The organism is Aeromonas sp. 30P (genome assembly GCF_051919805.1).
In the GTDB taxonomy this organism is placed as follows: domain Bacteria; phylum Pseudomonadota; class Gammaproteobacteria; order Enterobacterales; family Aeromonadaceae; genus Aeromonas; species Aeromonas veronii.
In genome coordinates this window covers 290,328-303,252 of the sequence record NZ_JBQBEA010000001.1, presented here as the reverse complement: position 1 = coordinate 303,252, position 12,925 = coordinate 290,328, and the positions used below count along the sequence as shown (strand labels likewise).

16 protein-coding genes and 2 pseudogenes are annotated in these 12,925 nt (G+C 60.9%); 5 read left to right on the top strand and 13 right to left on the bottom strand.

Features of this window, described 5'->3' with window-relative positions:
- Positions 1–22: 22 nt before the first annotated feature.
- From ACTG2B_RS01540 to ACTG2B_RS01525, 4 genes are read right to left on the bottom strand one after another with little or no spacing between them, the layout of a single operon-like run.
- Entirely contained in the window at positions 23–484 is a 462-nt protein-coding gene (locus tag ACTG2B_RS01540; protein ID WP_005339830.1) for a hypothetical protein, read from the bottom strand.
- Positions 485–525: 41 nt separating this feature from the next.
- Positions 526–1,875: a sensor histidine kinase gene (locus ACTG2B_RS01535; RefSeq protein ID WP_128815778.1), complete on the bottom strand. Its 1,350-nt coding sequence runs from the start codon at positions 1,873–1,875 to the stop codon at positions 526–528.
- Positions 1,872–2,528: a response regulator transcription factor gene (locus ACTG2B_RS01530; RefSeq protein WP_005339826.1), complete on the bottom strand. Its 657-nt coding sequence runs from the start codon at positions 2,526–2,528 to the stop codon at positions 1,872–1,874. The genes ACTG2B_RS01535 and ACTG2B_RS01530 overlap by 4 nt, the downstream gene beginning before the upstream one ends.
- A 21-nt stretch (positions 2,529–2,549) precedes the next feature.
- On the bottom strand, positions 2,550–2,888 hold the full coding sequence (locus tag ACTG2B_RS01525; RefSeq protein WP_005339825.1) for a PepSY domain-containing protein: 339 nt from the start codon (positions 2,886–2,888) through the stop codon (positions 2,550–2,552).
- Positions 2,889–2,951: 63 nt separating this feature from the next.
- On the opposite strand from ACTG2B_RS01525, the gene ACTG2B_RS01520 reads away from it, so the two are divergent.
- Positions 2,952–3,200, top strand: a complete 249-nt coding sequence (locus tag ACTG2B_RS01520) for a PepSY domain-containing protein (RefSeq protein WP_013724184.1) — start codon at positions 2,952–2,954, stop codon at positions 3,198–3,200.
- Here the strand turns inward: ACTG2B_RS01520 and msrQ are convergent.
- Together msrQ and msrP are read right to left on the bottom strand one after the other, a co-directional pair.
- Positions 3,197–3,822: pseudogene (gene msrQ / locus ACTG2B_RS01515) on the bottom strand (protein-methionine-sulfoxide reductase heme-binding subunit MsrQ). The gene ACTG2B_RS01520 and the pseudogene msrQ overlap by 4 nt on opposite strands.
- Positions 3,813–4,814, bottom strand: a complete 1,002-nt coding sequence (gene msrP / locus ACTG2B_RS01510) for a protein-methionine-sulfoxide reductase catalytic subunit MsrP (protein WP_439995090.1) — start codon at positions 4,812–4,814, stop codon at positions 3,813–3,815. The pseudogene msrQ and the gene msrP overlap by 10 nt, the downstream one beginning before the upstream one ends.
- Before the next feature lie 368 nt (positions 4,815–5,182).
- On the opposite strand from msrP, the gene ACTG2B_RS01505 reads away from it, so the two are divergent.
- Entirely contained in the window at positions 5,183–5,665 is a 483-nt protein-coding gene (locus ACTG2B_RS01505) for a DUF1097 domain-containing protein (RefSeq protein WP_203119761.1), read from the top strand.
- 1 nt (position 5,666) lies between these two features.
- Here the strand turns inward: ACTG2B_RS01505 and ACTG2B_RS01500 are convergent, their stop codons facing one another.
- From ACTG2B_RS01500 to cydH, 4 genes and pseudogenes are all read right to left on the bottom strand, one after another.
- Positions 5,667–6,947 carry a sigma 54-interacting transcriptional regulator gene (locus ACTG2B_RS01500; protein ID WP_005339807.1) on the bottom strand — a complete coding sequence of 427 codons (1,281 nt, stop codon included), beginning with the start codon at positions 6,945–6,947 and terminating at the stop codon, positions 5,667–5,669.
- The gene (locus tag ACTG2B_RS01495) at positions 6,944–7,462 is read right to left on the bottom strand and encodes a hypothetical protein (RefSeq protein ID WP_040070048.1); all 519 of its coding nucleotides are present in this window, start codon (positions 7,460–7,462) and stop codon (positions 6,944–6,946) included. Before ACTG2B_RS01495 ends, ACTG2B_RS01500 begins: the two co-directional genes overlap by 4 nt.
- Before the next feature lie 5 nt (positions 7,463–7,467).
- A pseudogene (locus tag ACTG2B_RS01490) lies at positions 7,468–8,867 on the bottom strand (sensor histidine kinase).
- Positions 8,868–8,970: 103 nt separating this feature from the next.
- Positions 8,971–9,063, bottom strand: a complete 93-nt coding sequence (gene cydH, locus ACTG2B_RS01485; protein ID WP_005339800.1) for a cytochrome bd-I oxidase subunit CydH — start codon at positions 9,061–9,063, stop codon at positions 8,971–8,973.
- A 124-nt stretch (positions 9,064–9,187) separates the two neighbouring features.
- Here cydH and ACTG2B_RS01480 point away from each other — a divergent pair, with 124 nt between their 5' ends.
- Positions 9,188–9,763, top strand: a complete 576-nt coding sequence (locus ACTG2B_RS01480) for a 2-amino-4-hydroxy-6-hydroxymethyldihydropteridine diphosphokinase (RefSeq protein ID WP_407957318.1) — start codon at positions 9,188–9,190, stop codon at positions 9,761–9,763.
- On the opposite strand, the gene ACTG2B_RS01475 is transcribed toward ACTG2B_RS01480, so the two are convergent.
- Positions 9,689–10,393: an SDR family oxidoreductase gene (locus tag ACTG2B_RS01475; protein WP_021231462.1), complete on the bottom strand. Its 705-nt coding sequence runs from the start codon at positions 10,391–10,393 to the stop codon at positions 9,689–9,691. The genes ACTG2B_RS01480 and ACTG2B_RS01475 overlap by 75 nt on opposite strands.
- Positions 10,394–10,555: 162 nt before the next feature.
- Between ACTG2B_RS01475 and ACTG2B_RS01470 the strand changes: the two genes are divergently transcribed.
- Complete coding sequence (locus tag ACTG2B_RS01470) at positions 10,556–10,960, top strand: CBS domain-containing protein (protein ID WP_407957320.1); 405 nt, start codon at positions 10,556–10,558, stop codon at positions 10,958–10,960.
- On the opposite strand, the gene ACTG2B_RS01465 is transcribed toward ACTG2B_RS01470, so the two are convergent.
- Positions 10,957–11,493: a DUF2301 domain-containing membrane protein gene (locus ACTG2B_RS01465; RefSeq protein WP_439995089.1), complete on the bottom strand. Its 537-nt coding sequence runs from the start codon at positions 11,491–11,493 to the stop codon at positions 10,957–10,959. The genes ACTG2B_RS01470 and ACTG2B_RS01465 overlap by 4 nt on opposite strands.
- 87 nt (positions 11,494–11,580) lie before the next feature.
- Here ACTG2B_RS01465 and ACTG2B_RS01460 point away from each other — a divergent pair, with 87 nt between their 5' ends.
- The gene (locus ACTG2B_RS01460; RefSeq protein ID WP_216979928.1) at positions 11,581–12,345 is read left to right on the top strand and encodes a substrate-binding periplasmic protein; all 765 of its coding nucleotides are present in this window, start codon (positions 11,581–11,583) and stop codon (positions 12,343–12,345) included.
- Positions 12,346–12,353: 8 nt separating this feature from the next.
- Here ACTG2B_RS01460 and asnC read toward each other — a convergent pair whose 3' ends face one another.
- Entirely contained in the window at positions 12,354–12,815 is a 462-nt protein-coding gene (gene asnC, locus ACTG2B_RS01455) for a transcriptional regulator AsnC (RefSeq protein ID WP_005339783.1), read from the bottom strand.
- Positions 12,816–12,925: the final 110 nt, after the last annotated feature.

Genomic DNA, 12,925 nt, shown 5'->3' with positions numbered 1-12,925 from the left:
CTCAGGCATGGTCGGAACGGGTTTAGAACTCCCCTTCCTCCATATACTCCTGCGCGCATTCAACCAGCTGCGGCCACAGCTCTTCCGGCACCCAGGCGTCCGGGTCATCTTCATCCCCGTCGTACTGGCTCCAGAAATAGCGACGCAGGCCGGAGGCAAACTCGTCGCTGATCTCGGCCAGCTCCGAGAGCGGTCCCAACCAGGCGATGCGGCGCAGGCCGGAGGCGAGATCGTTGATGGCATCCATCAGGGTGCGATCGTCGAAGCTCTGCTCCACCAGCAGGGTGAAGCGCTCGCGCGCCTGCTCGGTCTGCTCTTCATCCAGCTCGCCCACATCGGCCAGCAGGTCGACAAAATCTTCCAGAAGGAACGCGATCAGGCCATCCCTGTCTTCAAACCACTGGATCTGGGCGCCCTTGACCCCCAGCACAGAGGCATCAAACGAATCGTCAAGGTGACACAGTGCCCACGGATCGTCGGTCATGCTTCTCTTCCTCAGGCTAAAACAAATGCCATATGTTATGCCTAGCTCTCGACTCTTGCCACCTTGGGCAACGAGAGTGAGGCGGCCAGACCGCCCAGTTCGGCGCGGCCCATGATGAAACTGCCCCGATAGGCTTCCGCCAGATCGGAGACGATGTTGAGACCCAGGCCCGAGCCCGGCACCTTCTCGTCGAGCCGCACCCCGCGCAGCACCGCCTTGGCGATCTGATCTTCGCTCATGCCGGGGCCGTCATCCTCGATACGCAAGGTGATCCAGCCCCCCAGCTCGGCGCTGGAGATGCGCAGCTCGCTGGCAGACCACTTGAAGGCATTCTCCAGCAGGTTGCCTACCATCTCGTCGAAATCCTGCTCTTCCACCCCGACCGCCAGATTGGCGGGCACCTGCAGATCCACCGTTTTGCCCGGATAGAGGCGGGAGAAGGCGCGGCAGATATACTCCACCCGCGCCCGCACCGGGGTCGAGACCCCGAGGATCTTGGCGGCACCGGTCACCCGTGCCTTGCCGAGGTGGTAGTCGATATGGCGCTGGATCTGGTCGAGCTGCTCGCCGATGGCGGCCTGATCCTCCGGCGACAATTGAGCCACCTGATTGCGCATGATGCTGAGCGGCGTCTTGAGGGCGTGGGCCAGATTGCCGGTGTGGGAGCGCGCCCGCTGCAGCAGCTCGCCGTAGTGGTGCAGCAGCCGGTTGATATCCTCCACCAGCGGCTGGATCTCCAGCGGATAGCGCAGCCGGAACCCCTCCTGATGACCCTCGTGAACCCGCCCCAGTTCACGGCGCAGCAGGTGCAGCGGCCGCAAACCGTAGACGATCTGGAACATGAAGCCGAGCACCAGACCGGCGGCAGCAAAGCCGAGACCGAGGAACAGGCTGATGCGGGTCTTGTTGAGGGTCTGGGTCAGGGCGCTACTGTCCTTGGCCATCACCAGAGTGAACACCCGATCCGAACCGGGCAGCAGCACGGTGCGGGTCATGATCAGCAGCGGCTCCTTGTTGGGCCCCTTGCCGACGAAGAGGTCGGGATCGCCAAACGCCGACTTGAGGCCATCGCTCTTCAGGTTGGTATCCCATAGGGAACGGGAGCGCCCCACCACATCGCGGCCCAATTCCAGCTGCCAATAGTAGCCGGAGTAGGGTTGATTGAAGCGCGGATCGGAGAGGGAGCCGGTGACCACCGGCAGGCCGGTTTTGGCCACTTCCAGCCGGGAGAGCAGATCATAAAGCTGCAGGCGCAGGCCGTCGGCCTCCGCCTCCTGCCAGTAGTTGCGCATCATGGTCTGCAGACTGAAACCGGTGGCGAACAGAAACAGCCCGCACCACACCAGCGCGATGGCGACCAGTCGCCCCCGCAGGGTTCTGACCAGCCTCATTCGTTGATCCGGTACCCGAGGCCGCGCACTGTCTCAATCAGATCGGGGTTGGTTTTCTTGCGGATCCGGCCGATGAACACCTCCACGGTATTGGAGTCACGGTCAAAATCCTGAGCATAGATGTGGTCGATCAGCTCGCTGCGCGACACCACCTTGCCCCGATGCTGCATCAGGTAACCCAGCACCCGGAACTCGTGGGCAGTCAGCTTGATGGGGGTCCCTTCGTACCACACCTGCGACGCCGCCATGTCGAGCCGCACCCCGCCAATCTCCAGAATTGAGCTGGCGTTGCCCGCTGCCCGGCGCACCAGCGCATGGACCCGCGCTACCAGCTCGGCCACCTGGAACGGCTTGGTAAGGTAGTCATCGGCACCGGCGTTGAGCCCCTCTATCTTCTCGTGCAGCTGACCACGGGCGGTCAGCACCAGCACCGGGGTATCGATCCCCTTGCTGCGCCACTCTTTCAGCACGCTCAGGCCATCGCGCCCCGGCAGGCCGAGGTCGAGAATGATGGCATCGTAGGGTTCGGTCTCGCCGAGAAAACCGGCCTCGTTGCCGTCGTGGCATAGGTCGGTGACAAAGCCGGAGAGGCGCAGCTGTTCGGCCAGCTGGCCAGCCAGAATTTTTTCGTCTTCAACAATCAGAATTCGCATGAACAGGCTTCCACATAGGGGTTATTCATCATCCTCGACCGGGGGCTTTGGCGGTTCGAACAACCGCTCCAGATGGTGGCCCTTGGCCCACACCAGCTCAAGGTTGTCGGCCCGATAGGCTACCTTGATCACGCTGTTTTCCCGATCGATGACTCGCAGTTCATAGAGCCAGATACCATCCTCTTCCCCCAGATCCACCCGCAACACCCGCACCGGCAATCTGGCCGCCACCTCCATCATTTCATGGAAGGGCCGAACCCGTCCCTCATGGACAGCTTGCTGCAGCATGGCTTCATCAGGCGTGACCGCCTGTGCCAGCAACGGCAGCAATAACCCAAGCAGAGGGAGCGCTCTATTCATGGATGATTCATCTCCAAAAACCTAACATAATGGCGTTTATAGTCTGCCAGCCATGAATCCGGAATGAATATGATCCCGCGCAGTTTCCTGCTGATCCTTTGCCTGTTGAGTGCCACAAGCTGGGCGGCCCAGAGCCGTCTCGACATGGCCGGGCTGGTCAAACTCCTGCTGGCGCAAGGGTATCACGACATTCGGGAAGTGGAGCTGGAAGGGGACAAATTCGAGGTCAAAACCCTCAATCGCCAGGATCAGAAGGTGCATCTCATCGTCGATGCCTACACCGGCGAGATCAAACAACAAGAGGCCGATTAGGCCTCTTTTGCATTCCAGCGTCCCCGCATGGGGCGCAGCAGTTTCTCCCGTCTCGGCCAGAGCAGGGCGCAGGCCAGCAGCAGGTAGATGAGGGGCTCCCCCCAACCGCTCTTGAGCGACCACCAGTAATGCACCGGCACCAGCAGGGCGATGGCATAGACCCAGTTGTGCAGCTTCTGCCATGCTGCGCCCATTCTGCGCTGCAATGCGGGCAACGAGGTGATGCTGAGGGCGGCCAGCAGCAGCAGTGCCACCATCCCCACCACTATGTAGCTGCGCTTGACCAATTCGCCGCCAATCAGCCCCCAGTCAAACTGCAGATCCAGCCCCAGCCACACCATGAAGTGGAGCAGCGCCCAGGCAAAACACCAGAGCCCGAGGGGGCGGCGCAGCTTGATGAGTTGCCCCTGCCGCCAGCGCTTGGCCAGCGGCGACACTAGCAGGGTGAGCAGCAGCAGGTTGAGCGCCCCCTTGCCGAGGTAGTGGATAAGCTCGGGCACCGGATCCCCCCCAGCAGACCCGCTGGAATGGCAAAAACCAGCCAGAGCAGGAAGCCGAGGGAGCCCAGATGCACCAGCACCCGCAAGCCGTTGATATGGGCCGGTTTCAATCTCAGTACCATTGGCGCAGATCCATCCCCTGATAGAGCGAGGCGACTTCGTCACCATAGCCGTTGAACATCAGGGTCGGCTGACGCTTGGCACCAAATACTCCACCCTCGCCAATAAAGCGCTCGCTGGCCTGACTCCAGCGCGGGTGATCCACCTGCGGATTGACGTTGGCGTAGAAGCCATATTCGTTGGGAGCCAGCAGGTTCCAGGTGGTGGGCGGCATCTCCTCCACCAGCCGGATCGAGACGATGCTCTTGATGCTCTTGAAGCCGTACTTCCACGGCACCACCAAGCGGATCGGCGCGCCATTCTGGGCGGGCAGGGTCTTGCCATAGAGCCCCATCGCAAGGAAAGAAAGAGGATGCATCGCCTCGTCGATACGCAGCCCCTCCACATAGGGATACTCGATGCCGCCCCCCAGACTGGAGGCCTGACCCGGCAGCTGTTTCGGATCAAACAGGGTTTCGAAGGCAACAAACTTGGCGCGACTGGTGGGCTCGGCACGGCGGATGATCTCTGCCAGCGAGATGCCGTTCCAGGGCAGTATCATGGACCAGGCTTCAACGCAGCGCAGCCGGTAGATCCGCTCCTCCAGCTCGCTCTTGTTGATGAGATCCCACACATCGAGGGTAAAAGGCTTGGTCACCTCCCCCTCCACCTTGAGGGTCCAGGGTTCGGGCTTGAGGTAATGGCCGTTGCGAGCCGGGTCGGACTTGTCGGTGCCCAGCTCATAGAAGTTGTTGTAACTGGTGGCCTTCTCTTCCGGTGTCAGCACCAGATTGGCCGGGCGCTCGGCAGGCTTGCTGTTGAGCGGTTTGGTGGCTAACCGGGGAGCATCCTCTTTACCGCGCAGCAGATCGAGAACACCGGCCTGAGTGGGAAACGCCAGGGTGGCCGCGCCCAGACCCAGCCCTTTGAGAATAAGGCGGCGGTCCTGATAAACGGCTTCCGGGGTGACATCCTGTTCGGTGAGGGGGTGGGCGGTACGACGCTTGATCAACATGAAAAACTCCCGGGGCTGAGTGAGGCAATATGGGTAAGACCCGCCCCGGCAGATTTTTATTTCACACAAATTTACATCATGTGGTGCAGGGGCAGTGCCTTGGCCATGGTGCCGACCAGAAACAGGACTACGAACACCAGCAGGGGAACGATCACATTTGGCGCCATCAGACTCACTCCATGAGCAGGACAGGGCCTCTAACTATGGCCGACTGTCAGGCCGGTCACCAATGAATTTTTTTCGCGAGCGCAAGCGTATTCCTGAGTTGAAAAGGGTGATGAAGATCACACACAATTCGGCCCCCGCTTGCCGCCCCGATTGCCGGGGGTAGGCTGCCCATTTTGCGAAGCCAACTGAAGAGTCGCCCCATGAGCCCACTGATCGCCATCGCCATCACCACTGGAATTCTCTCCGCCCTCTGGGGCTGGATTGCCGTCGCGTTCGGCCTTATCTCCTGGGTCGGCTTTCTCGGCTGCACCAGCTATTTCGCGTCAAGCGGCGGCTACAAGGCACTGCTGCAGACCATCTTCTGCAACACCAGCGGCATGCTGTGGGCACTGCTGCTGATCCATGGCGACAGCCTGTGGGGGGCGGGCGTGGCGGGTTATGTGATGACGGGGGTAGTCGCCACCCTGATGTGCGTACAGGCCAAGCAGCAGTGGCTCGGCTACATTCCCGGCACCTTTGCCGGTTGCTGTGCCACCTTCGGGGCGGCTGGCGAGTGGCGGCTGATCCTGCCCTCCCTCATCATTGGCGCCTTGTTCGGTTACCTGATGAAGGCGAGCGGCCTCTGGCTCTCCCATAAAACCCAGAAAGCTGACGCCGCTCCGGCTGTGGTTGATCCCGCCTGATTTATCCCTTCGATTTGAAGTTTGCTGCTTCAATACCGTGCCGATTCAATAACTTGTAAAAATCGGTACGGTTTCTTCCCGCCATGTTGGCCGCCAGGGTCACGTTGCCCTCGGTGGTGCGCAGCAAACGGATCAGATACTCCTTCTCGAATTCGGCCCGCGCCTCGTTGAACGAGGGGATGCCGCCGCCGCCGCCACTCAGGGCGGACTCCACCATGGAGACCCCGATCACCGGACTGCAACAGAGGCTGGCGAGCTGCTCCACCACGTTGCAGAGCTGGCGCACGTTGCCGGGCCATGCAGCGGCCGCCAGCATCGCCAGCGATTCGGGCGAAAAACCCATGGCGGCGCAGTCGCTGTGGCGGCTACGGTAGTCATCGAGCGCCTGTCGGGCCAGCAGGGGGATATCCTCACTGCGGGCACTGAGAGACGGCAAGGTGATATTGGCGACGTTGAGACGGTAGAAGAGATCTTCCCGAAAGCGCCCCTCCTCCATCGCCTTGACCAGATCCTGATGGCTGGAGCTAAGCACCCGCACCTCCGGCGTGCCCTGACCATACTCCTCCATCACCTGCAGCAGCTTGGCCTGCAGGGATTCGGAGAGGCTGCCAATCTCGTCGAGAAACAGGGTCGCCCCCTTGGCCTGCTCGAACAGCCCGGACTGGCCATCTTCACCAAACAGCTGCAAGTCGAGTGACGCCCATGGAATGGCGGCACAGTTGATGGTATGGAGCGGCTTGTCGCGCCGCTGGCTGGCCTGGTGCAGCGCCTGCGCCATCGCCCCCTTGCCGGAGCCTGACGGCCCCATGATCAGCACCGGCACCTCCATGGTCGCAATGCTATGGGCCTGGATCAGCAGCTGTTCCAGCTGGGGATTGCGGGTCAGGATCAGCGACTGCCACTCCTGCTGCTGTTTCGGCCGCGTCAGGCTCAGCGCATGTTCGATGGTGGCGAACAGCTCATCCTTGTTGATGGGTTTGGTCAGAAAGCTGAAGACGCCGGAGCGGGTCGCCTGAATGGCGTCCGGGATGGTGCCGTGGGCGGTCATGATGATCACCGGCAACCCCAGCCACTGCGCCTGGATCCGCTCGAACAGCGCCAGACCGTCCATGCCGGCCATCCGCAGATCGCTCAGTACCAGATCGGCCCGTTGCTGACGCAACCGGTCGAGGGCTCCTTCCGCGCTGTCGGCGGTATCCACTTCATAACCCTGACTGCGCAGCCGCATGCTCATCAGTTTGAGCAGGCTGACGTCGTCATCCACCAACAGGATCCGGCTCATGGTATTACCTCACGATTCTCGTTCAGCTTGCGCTGGTTGAGCTGGTCGTCGATAGCGGTCAGCTGCTCGATCTGGCGGCGCAGCCGCTGGATCTCCTGACTCTGGTCATCGCGACGGCTGTCGCGAGCCAGCAGCTGCTCGCCTAGGGCGATCCAGCTGCGCAAAAAGGCCTGCGCATCGAGACCCAGTTCGGGCAGCATCTGCTTCAGGCGCGCCAGACCGGCGGTGCGATTGGCCACAGATTCGGCGGGGTGGGAGTCCACCATGGCCAGACTGACCCGGCTCTCCAGATCGTCGGCCCCTTTCAGACGCTGACGCTCCTGCACCCGTTGCTGGGGGTGACTGGCCAGCAGCCAGTCGGAGTATTGCAGACGCACCTGCATCTCCTTGTTGGCAAACTCCATCCGCTTGGCAAAAGCGATATCGGAGGACTCCCGCTGTGCCTGTTGCGGCAGCAAGGAGCAACCCGCGAGCAGCCCTGCCATCAGAGCTGGAAATACGCGTTGTATCTTCATAGTCCTCATTTCAACGTCAACCTGAAACAGACATCCGCCTGTTCATCCTCTACCAGAACCAGTTCCCCCCCAGGCTGTTGGCAGACTCGCGGGCGATGGAGAGGCCCATGCCCGAGCCTTTCAAGAGACCTTGCCGCACTGTGCTGCCTTGCTCGAAGGGTTCAAAAATGCGTTGCTGATCGGCCACGGGGATCTTGGGCCCCTCGTTGGCCACTTCCAGCCAGCTTATCTGTTCATTCTGCCCTGCCCTGATCCAGATATTGCCTCCGCTGGCGCCGTAACTGACGGCGTTGGAGAAGAGGTTATCGAGGATCAGCCGTAGCCGGTAGGGCTCCGCCCACAGGGTCACCGGCACGGTCGGCAAGTGTACACGGATCTGCTTGGACTCCAATGCCAGCCGGTACTCTGCAGAAAGTTCCGACAACATCGGCAGCAGGGGGACGGGCTCCAGTTCGAAGGCCTCCTGCTGACTGAGTCGATTGAAGTCGAGCAGCCGCTCGATCAGGGTCTGCAAACGCCGACTGTTCTCGTCGAGCATCTGGCAGATCTCCAGCTGATCCGGCGTCAAAGGCCCGACCAGCTGCTCGCAGAGCAGATCCGTCCCCTCCCGCAGCACCGCCAGCGGGGTCTTGAGCTCGTGGGAAACATGACGCAGGAACTGGTATTTCTGCAGCTCCAGCTCCTTGAGTTTGTCGTGCAGCCAGACGATCCGCTCCCCCAGCAATACCAGCTCGGCAGGGCCGTCAACCGGCTTGGGATCGGGTTCGACCCCGGCACCCAGACTCAAGATGCGCGACTCAATCTGTCGTACCGGGTGGATGATGAGGTAGGTGAAGATAAAGACCATCAGCAGGCTGAGCGCCGCTACCGCTCCGCTCACCCACCAGAGCTCGCTGGTCAGTCCGGCGATGGTGAGCTGCACCCGATCCATGTGTTCGTCAACCCGGCTGCGGGTGACTATTTCGAGCTGCTTGTTGGCATCGTTGAACTGCTCCAGCTTGTCCCCCGCCACCGCAGCCTGGGCCAGCGCGGCATCCTGCAGGCTGTCGAGCCAGGCCAGCCCCTGATCGAGCCCGCTGTAGAGCTGGCCGTCGGTGATGGAGTTGCGGTGTTCCGCCAGCAACACCCGATACCCGTCGAGTTGCTGCTGGTAGCTGGTGAGACTGCGGCGATCCCCCAGCACCGCGAAGCGGCGCAAGGTGCGTTCGATATCGATGGCTTGCGCCGTCAGCAGGGTGGCGCGGCGGGTATCCTTGACCGCCCGCTCCATCTCGTCGCTGGTGAGCTGACTGAGGTGGGCAAGGGAGGTGCTGTTGTGCCAGATCATGCCGCCCAGCGGCATCAATACCAGCACAAATCCCATCAATACCACCTGCAGCAGGGAGCGTGGGCGAACCTTGGTCATCATCTCTTCTCTTGCATTCTCACCGGTGCGCCAGCATAGCCGCACCGCCCCAAAAAACAAAACCGGCCAACAGGCCGGTTTGTATTATCTGGATTGTGGTGATTCACGCCAACGCGACAGAGGCCAGACAAATAATCATGATCATCGCCAGCGCGCCCGAGGCGGTCAACAGCGCCCATTTCAGCTCCACACTCATGCAAACCTCCTTTCTGCCAATCAGTGCCGGATCACAATAGATAAGACAATGTTAAGCCATAGTTAATCCGATAACCGTGAGCTGCGTATACATTTCAGATGAGCCCAACCCCGGGAAGGTGAGCATGTTCTATCTGTGTAGCATTGGTTCCAATCTTGACCCGCACATCCATGTCAGCCGGGTGCTGGCCGAGCTGCTTGCGAACGTCGGCCCCCTGCGGCTGAGTTCGGTGATCCGCACCAAGCCGGTGGGAATGCACTCCAGCCACGACTTTCTCAACTGCCTGCTGGTGGTGGAGAGCCCACTCGATGCCGCCAGCCTCAAGCAGCACTTTGTCGCCCTTGAAGTGGCTCACGGCCGGGATCGCAGCGATCCGCTCTGCAAGGTGCACGATCGGCCGCTCGACATCGATATTCTGGCCAGCGACAGGAGCGGTGACTTTACCACGGCAGAGGTCGATTCCTATCTGGCGGAGCTGCTGGCCGAGCTCTATGGCCATGGCGAGGTGCATGACCCCAAGGTGGCGCTGCAAGTGACGCTCCCCGCCCCGTCGGGCAAGCTCAAACCCGGCAAGGGCTTGCTGACTAGGCAGGTCGGGCTGGGGCCGCTGGTGCTCGGCAACCTATCAGAGGGTGGCCAGCGCACGCCCGCCATCCACCTTGATGCTGGCCCCCGTCATATAACTGTTCCCCATCAGTAACTGCACCGCCTGCCAGATGGGCTCAAGTCCCCCCTCCCGCGCCAGCGGTGTTTTCGCCAACACCTGCTGGCGCCATGCCTCGTCATGCTCGTCGAGAAACAGAATGGGGCCCGGCTCTATGGTGTTGACTCGCACCGCAGGCGCCAGCTCCCGGGCAAAGCTCATGGCCAGCGAATGGGCCCCTGCCTTGGTGGCCACATAGCTGGCAAAACGGGGGGCCGGGGCATGGATATAGATATCGGTGATGTGAATGATGCTGGCGTTGGGATTGCTGGCCAGCCGGGGGGCCAGCGCCCGGTTTAGCTGGAAGGGGGCCGCCATGTGCACCCGGTAGAACTGCTCGAACTGGGCCAGTTGCGCCGCCGGATCAGTTGCCTGCGGCTCGAAGGCCGAGGCGTTGTGGATCACCAGCGCCAGATCCTGATGAGCAGCCAGCACATCGATCAGCTTGCCAACGTCCTCTTCCCGGCCAAAATCCGCCTGCACCAGTTCGACCCCCAATGCAGCCAGCGTGGCCAGCTCCGGCCGCTCGCTGCGATAGCTGCCCGTCACCTGCCAACCCGCTGCCACCAGCTGTTCACAGAGATAAAATCCGAGTCGACGGCCACAGCCCGTTACCAATGCACGCATACGATCTCCTTTCCCTTTCATGGTCTTGCATGAACGAAGCCCGCCTGCCAGCGGATCACCGCCGATGGCCGGTGCCTATCAATCCCTGCGGCACAAGCCATTGGTCGCGGGCCACCCACCCGCGTCATAGTGGCGGCATTCCCCTCTTGCGGAGTCACCACCATGCTGAAAGTACACCACCACATGGGTCGCCTGACCCACTCCCTCACTGCCGGACTCGGCCTGGCAGAAGCGCTGGATCGCCTGCATCAATCGGGTCTTGGCGGCCTGCCGGTACTGGATGAGCAGAAACGGCTGATCGGCTTTCTTTCCGAACAAGATTGCATCCCCAGCCTGCTCACCGGCAGCTACCACTGCGATACCCGCACCCGGGTGGAGGATCTGATGAACCGCTCGCCCCTCTCGGTCGGGCCGGATGAGAGCATTCTGGATCTGGCTCGCCAGATGGTCGATGCCAAGCCCAAGATCTACCCGGTGCTGCAACAGGGCAAGGTGATCGGCATCATCAGCCGCCGTCAGGTGATGCAGGCCCTCAACCAGCAGATGAAGGTGTGCCAGCAGACCTAGATCTGGTAACGCCCCTTGTCACCGATATCGAAGTGCAGGGGCATCCGCCACTTGGCCAGCGCCAGCAAGGTCAACAGGGCCCCGCAGACCAGCGCCACCAGTGCGGCGGCCCACTCCACCCGCAACCACTCCAGCAGCCATAACACCGGCAGCAAAATAGGCACCAGTTTGATGCCGGGAATCGAGAAGCAAAACTGCTCCTTGAACGCCAGCCCGGAGAGAGTCGCCAAGGCCGCCCCCAGCACCAGCGCATCCGGCGCCCCCACCGCAGCCAGGGCCAACGCGCCCCAACCAAATCCCTGCAGAATCAGGCGAATCCGCTTGTCGTAGATATGCAGCGAGAAGCCGCAGATTGCGCTTGCCACTGCCAGCGACATCAACCATTGTGCCGACGAGAGCAGTGCCATCCCGCTCAGCAGCGCCGCACCGCGGCAAAGCAGCAACAGGGCAACTGCACTCAAGCCAAGGCGGTAGAGCGAGACGGTCAACTTGTCGATCCCGTCCAGCGGGCTCTCGATTTCAGGATTTGCCATAAACAGTCGCTTCTAACGGATCAGGTGCCATCCAATATACTGGAATCAGGTCTTGGAATATCTTCAAACGGGCTCAGGAGACGTAGTTTGCGTGTGATCCCCCTGTTTTGTTTGCTGTTTCCACTCGGATTGCCCGCCAAAGAGCTGGTGATCTGCGGCACCATGGAGCCCCCGCTCAAGTATCTCGATGCCGATCAGAAACCCCAGGGTCTTGATATCGATATCGTCACCGCCATATTCGACAAGCTGGAGACGCCCTTTCGGATCGAGCTGGCCGACTCCGGTGCCCGCCTCACCCGCAATGCCGAAACCGGCGCCTGCGACTTGGTGATGACCCACTCCTACAAAGCAGAGCGGGAGAGTTATCTCATCTATCCCCAACAGGCCCATCTTCGCCACAGCTGGCACTTCTTCGTGCGCAAGGCGGACCTGATGAAGATCCGCTACGAAACGCTGGCCGATCTCAAACCCTGGCGCATCGGCGTGACCAAGGATTTCTCCTACACCCCTGAACTGGCAGCGGCCATGACCGACCCGGCCTATCAGTTCCAGGAGATCACCATGAACCAGCTGCAACTGCGCAAACTGCTGGCCGGACGGATCGATACCGTGCCCATGCCGCTGGTCACCGCCTTCACCCAAATCAAGGAGGAGGGGCTGACAGGCAAGGTCGATTACCTGCCCAAACCGCTCAAGAGCAGCCCCTACTTCAACACCTGGGCCCGCGCACGAGCGGATGCACAGACCCCAGCCCTGATGGCGGCCTACGATGCCGAACTGCTGCGCATGAAGCGAAACGGCAGCCTCAAGGCTCTCTACGACAAGTACGCCATCCCCTATATCGAACCCTGATCAAGGGGTCAGGGTTTCACATCCCGCAGGATAGGGTTTTGCAGCGAAATCAGAGTTTCAGTGGACTGGATCTCGTCGATGGTCTGGATCTTGTTGATCAGCACTATCTGCAGCTCGTCGATGGAGCGGGTCATCACCTTCATGAAGATGCTGTAGTGGCCGGTGGTGTAGTAGGCCTCCACCACTTCGTCCAGCGCCTGCAGCTTGGCCAGTGCCGAGGGGTAATCCTTGGCGCTCTTCAGATTGATCCCGATAAAGCAGCAGACGTCGTAACCCAGCTTCTTGGGGTTAACCTGCACCCGTGTCCCCTCGATGATCCCCGCCTGTTTCATCTTCTCCACCCGCACATGGATGGTGCCCGGGCTGACCGCCAGTTGTTTCGCCAGTTCGGCGTAAGGGATCCGCGCATTCTCCATCAGAGCGGTGAGGATGGCCTGATCGAGATTATCGATCCGGTAATTTTCCGGCATTTTTTTGCACTCCCGTTGACGATACCTCATTAAAGAACGGCTTATTTTGAAGAAAAAAATACACAAAGCCTATTTCTATTATCGAATATTGAATTTAGTTGGCATTCCGT

Excerpts from the sequence above, each read along its gene's own strand:
- ACTG2B_RS01540 (WP_005339830.1), bottom strand. The coding sequence starts at position 484 with ATGACCGACGATCCGTGGGCACTGTGTCACCTTGACGATTCGTTTGAT.
- ACTG2B_RS01535 (WP_128815778.1), bottom strand. The coding sequence starts at position 1,875 with ATGAGGCTGGTCAGAACCCTGCGGGGGCGACTGGTCGCCATCGCGCTG.
- ACTG2B_RS01530 (WP_005339826.1), bottom strand. The coding sequence starts at position 2,528 with ATGCGAATTCTGATTGTTGAAGACGAAAAAATTCTGGCTGGCCAGCTG.
- ACTG2B_RS01525 (WP_005339825.1), bottom strand. The coding sequence starts at position 2,888 with ATGAATAGAGCGCTCCCTCTGCTTGGGTTATTGCTGCCGTTGCTGGCA.
- ACTG2B_RS01520 (WP_013724184.1), top strand. The coding sequence starts at position 2,952 with ATGAATATGATCCCGCGCAGTTTCCTGCTGATCCTTTGCCTGTTGAGT.
- msrP (WP_439995090.1), bottom strand. The coding sequence starts at position 4,814 with ATGTTGATCAAGCGTCGTACCGCCCACCCCCTCACCGAACAGGATGTC.
- ACTG2B_RS01505 (WP_203119761.1), top strand. The coding sequence starts at position 5,183 with ATGAGCCCACTGATCGCCATCGCCATCACCACTGGAATTCTCTCCGCC.
- ACTG2B_RS01500 (WP_005339807.1), bottom strand. The coding sequence starts at position 6,947 with ATGAGCCGGATCCTGTTGGTGGATGACGACGTCAGCCTGCTCAAACTG.
- ACTG2B_RS01495 (WP_040070048.1), bottom strand. The coding sequence starts at position 7,462 with ATGAAGATACAACGCGTATTTCCAGCTCTGATGGCAGGGCTGCTCGCG.
- cydH (WP_005339800.1), bottom strand. The coding sequence starts at position 9,063 with ATGAGTGTGGAGCTGAAATGGGCGCTGTTGACCGCCTCGGGCGCGCTG.
- ACTG2B_RS01480 (WP_407957318.1), top strand. The coding sequence starts at position 9,188 with ATGTTCTATCTGTGTAGCATTGGTTCCAATCTTGACCCGCACATCCAT.
- ACTG2B_RS01475 (WP_021231462.1), bottom strand. The coding sequence starts at position 10,393 with ATGCGTGCATTGGTAACGGGCTGTGGCCGTCGACTCGGATTTTATCTC.
- ACTG2B_RS01470 (WP_407957320.1), top strand. The coding sequence starts at position 10,556 with ATGCTGAAAGTACACCACCACATGGGTCGCCTGACCCACTCCCTCACT.
- ACTG2B_RS01465 (WP_439995089.1), bottom strand. The coding sequence starts at position 11,493 with ATGGCAAATCCTGAAATCGAGAGCCCGCTGGACGGGATCGACAAGTTG.
- asnC (WP_005339783.1), bottom strand. The coding sequence starts at position 12,815 with ATGCCGGAAAATTACCGGATCGATAATCTCGATCAGGCCATCCTCACC.